The following is a 3,766-nucleotide window of genomic DNA, read 5'->3' as shown; positions in this document are numbered from 1 at the left end:
GCGGCCAGGTGGTCCTTCGCCCCGTCCACCGTCGCGACGGCGCCGCCGAGTTCGCCGGCCGCGTCCTTGAGCGCCACGAAGCCGGACGTGATCTCACGTACCTCGGCCAGGGCCTTCGACTGCTCGTCGATCAGCTCGCGGACCGCCGAGCGCTCGGCCTGGAGGTCCTCGACCAGCGCGCGGAGCGGACCCGACAGCGACTCCACCACGGTCGCCCGCGGAACCTTCAGGTCGTCGATCGCCCGTTCGAGATCGGCCTGGCTCCGGGCCAGGGCCTCGCGGTACTGCTCCGCACTCGTGCGCATCGACTCCTGCTGCGCGGCCACCGACGCGCGCATCTCCGACTCGGCCTGCTGCACCATCGTCTGCATCGACGCGCGGAAGCTCTCGATTCCCTCCTGCAGTGCCTCGTCGGTGGACTCGAGGTTCTGCGTGAGCGCCTCGGTGAAGGCCTGGTTCCGGGCGACCACGTCGACCGACAGGTTTTCGAGGTGGGTCTTCAGATGACGCGCCGACTCCGCCAGCTTCTGTTCGGCGTCGATCGTCGACTCCTCGGCCGACGGCATGAAGTTCACCAGGTACACCCGCAGGGCCAGGCCGACGATCGTCGTGAGAATGGCCGTGGCGAAGGCCCCGACGAGCTTGGGCATCTCGACCTGGCCGTCGCTCGACGCGAAGGCCCACAGGGCCATGGCCAGCGACACCAGCGTGAACAGGAAGCCCTGGAAGTAGATGCTGTCGGCGAACGACGCGGTGTACACGAGGGTGCGATCGGAATTCCAGCTCAGGACGACGTAGGTGATCATCGCGACCAGCGGGACGACGATCGTCATCCACCCCAGGCCGTCGATCAGCTGCCCCAGCAGCATGCCGATCACCCCGACCAGGGCGGTGATCACGAACAGGGGACGCACGGCCACGGCCGACCGGGTCAGGTTGATTCCGCTCATGGTGTCGCTCCTCTATCCCTGGACCTGGACCACGCGCCGCAGCAGCCCGTGGTTCGCGTCGAAGTAGTCTTCCCAGAACCCCACGTGGGCGCGGCCCTGGATCCGCCGCGCGCCCGGGTCGTCGCGCCGCACGTACAGGATCTCGACTTCGGACCCCCGCAGGTCCGTGCGCAGGCGCGGATACGCCGGCAGCGCGCGCAGCGCGGCGAGACTCGCCCGGGCCGTGCGGTAGTGGCTGTAGTCGTCGGTGTGCTCGAGCATGTCCGACACGATCAACAGACGTCGCCGGCCCTCGACCGGCTCGGGATTCTGCGCCCCGATCGGCGACGCCAGGGCCACCGCCTGGATCGCCCGCAGCAGGGGCGTGCGGTCGCTCGGCGCGCGGGTCAGCGCGCTGTCCATCGCCGCACGCACCGGCTCCAGGTAGTCCTCCTGCCAGCGCTTGCGCTGCAGAGCGGGGTTGTCGGTCAGACCGATGTCCGCGTCGCTGTCGCTCCGCCCCGGATTGCAGCGGCACACCTTGCGCCGAAACGGTGGATCGTCGTCGCCCCGCGCACCCTCGAGCACGAACAGATCGAGGCGTCCGTTCTCGGGCAGCGAGTCCACCACCGCCGTCACCGCGTCCATCACGAACTTCGACTGCACCGGGTTCAGCTCGTCGGTCGCATCGATCAGCACGGCCGTGTACGCGCTCAGCGGGCGATTGGTCGGACACTGCGTGACCGGATCGCGATCCACCCGCGTACGAGTGCCGTGGATCACGACGGCCGCGACCGCCACCACGACCAGCACCCCTCCCGCGGCCGCGAGCATCGCCATGCGCCGTTCCTTCTGACGCTGCCGCTCCCGAGGCGATCTCATGCGCGCGCCTCCGTCTCCGGAATCGCATCCGGCGTCGGCGGCCGGTCCCGGGCGGGCCGTCCGCCGTCGACGATCACCTGCAGCGACGCGCAGTACGCGTCGTACACCCGGTCCACCTGATCCAGCATGTCCTCCCTGATCGTCGGCGCCTCCTCCCGGTTGCGCCGCTGGATCGCCAGATGGCTCTCGTCCAGCTCCACCTCGCGCGGCGAGAACACCTGCCACCGCACCGCGAAGGGCTCGTCGAAGTACGGCGGCGGCGGCGTGCTGCGGTGGCGCCGGTTCTCGTCGCGATACGTCGAGATCAGCGTGCGGCACACCTGCTCGCTGGCCCGCATGAAGTGCTCGTAGTTGCGTTGCAGCGTCTTCTTGCGCTCGATCCCGTTGGAGAGGTTCACCACCACGTCGGCGACCTTCGTCGCCAGCAGATCGCAGTTGCGCGCGGCTTCGTCGCGCAGCTGCCGGGCCTGCTCGAACAGCGCCGACTTCGAGTACTCGTACTCCTCCTCGGCCATCAGCAGCTTGCGATGGTGGTCCTCGTAACCGAACCACGCGTCGTCGTAGCGCGCGCCGTCGATCATCGCGAAGATCGAGTACAGGAGTCCGAGCACGACCAAGACCCACGAAGTGGTGTCCTCGAGCCCCAGCGGCGATTCCCGGAAGCTCTGCAGCCCCTGCACCGTGGCCTGCTGGATCTCGGTGTAGCGCTCTTCGCGGACGTGGGCGACCACCAGGTTGTAGACCACCGCCCAGACCGCGAACACGGCGGCCATGGTTCCGCCCAGCAGCCGGTGCCCCGCCGCCGGCGCCAGGACCTTCTTCGCCAGCCGACCCAGGTTGAAGCTGACCGCCACGTCCACCAGCGCGAAGCCCGCCGCGATCACCGTGCCCCCCACCATGCCGAGCTCGCTGCCCGTGGCGAAGAACCACGCGTTGGTGATCGCCTCCACCACGAAGATCGCGAAGACGAAGAGCAGGAGGTTCATCTTCTCCTCGGGATACCGCGGCGCACGACGGATCCCGCGCTCGCGCCGGAACCGCTGGTATTCCTCGCGAGCGCTCTCCAGTTGCTCCCGCGCCCGCGCGAGCTGGAACTCCAGCGACCGGCGGTTGTCCTCGAGCGCATTGCGCAGCTCGGTCGGCACCCGCCGCAGCGTCTTGACGATCGCGTCGGTGTCGAGCGCGGCCAGGTGCTCGTCGAGCCCCATGAGCGCCACTTCCGACTCGGCTTTCGTCGACGCGATCTCCCGCTCCACGTACTGGTAGATCTTCTCGTGCGGACCGTCCGGCTGCGTGTCGTTGGTCTGTGGCAGATCGTCGATGCCGTTGCGCTTGCCCAGGTCCGCGAGCTTCAGGCGGGCCGCCGCCCGGTCCACGTCCGGCGGATCGAAGCTCAGCGAGTCGAAGCGGAACGGCCGCCCGTTCGACCCCGCGAGGATGCGTTTGACTTCACTGGCGAATCCCATGGTGCTGCCCGTCCCTCGGATCGCGAGACCGTCCCCGCACGCGCGGAGACGCCGGCCCGGTCGACCGACGGCTGTCGATCGCTACGGGTCCCGTTCTGGAATCCGGAAGGCCGTGGGCTTCGCAGCGGCGCGCGGTGTCGCGCGCATGGGGCGGCGCGCGGTGTCGCGCGCTCGGCGCCGCGGGGCGAAACCCTGGCAGGTGACGGCACTCGGCGTTGTCCGGCGTGCCGAGTGCACACCGACGCCGATCCGCCCGTTTCGTCCATTCAGCAACGCACCCGAGAGTGCGCCGCGGGGGAGCCTTCGACGCGTGCGGGGAGGCCGGTCCCTGGCGAGACCTCCGCAGATGTCCAAGGGGTTCCCCCGGCCGCCGGGCGGCAGAGGGAACCGTTTATCAGTCTGGGACGCCGACCGGCCGCAGGCCTAGAGTGAAAGCGTGAGGCCGGGATGGTGTCACGGGGGGATCCTGCGGGGTGGGTGTTCCGTTGG

The 3,766-nt window shown here is 69.4% G+C and carries 3 protein-coding genes; all 3 read right to left on the bottom strand.

Annotated features, from left to right (window positions below; genetic code table 11):
* The coding region (locus tag VKA86_06710; GenBank protein HKK70889.1) for a hypothetical protein at nt 1–950 on the bottom strand (950 nt) is incomplete at its 3' end.
* Nucleotides 951–962: 12 nt separating this feature from the next.
* Nucleotides 963–1,811: a hypothetical protein gene (locus VKA86_06705; protein HKK70888.1), complete on the bottom strand. Its 849-nt coding sequence runs from the start codon at nt 1,809–1,811 to the stop codon at nt 963–965.
* Nucleotides 1,808–3,277, bottom strand: coding sequence for a hypothetical protein (locus tag VKA86_06700; protein HKK70887.1), 1,470 nt, complete (start codon nt 3,275–3,277; stop codon nt 1,808–1,810). Before VKA86_06700 ends, VKA86_06705 begins: the two co-directional genes overlap by 4 nt.
* Between the last annotated feature and the right edge of the window lie 489 nt (nt 3,278–3,766).

The organism is Candidatus Krumholzibacteriia bacterium (genome assembly GCA_035268685.1).
Taxonomy (GTDB): Bacteria; Krumholzibacteriota; Krumholzibacteriia; order JAJRXK01; family JAJRXK01; genus JAJRXK01.
This window is presented reverse-complemented; position numbering and strand designations above follow the sequence as displayed.

Coding starts and splice junctions, on each gene's coding strand:
- VKA86_06705 (HKK70888.1), bottom strand. CDS start 1,811: ATGAGATCGCCTCGGGAGCGGCAGCGTCAGAAGGAACGGCGCATGGCG.
- VKA86_06700 (HKK70887.1), bottom strand. CDS start 3,277: ATGGGATTCGCCAGTGAAGTCAAACGCATCCTCGCGGGGTCGAACGGG.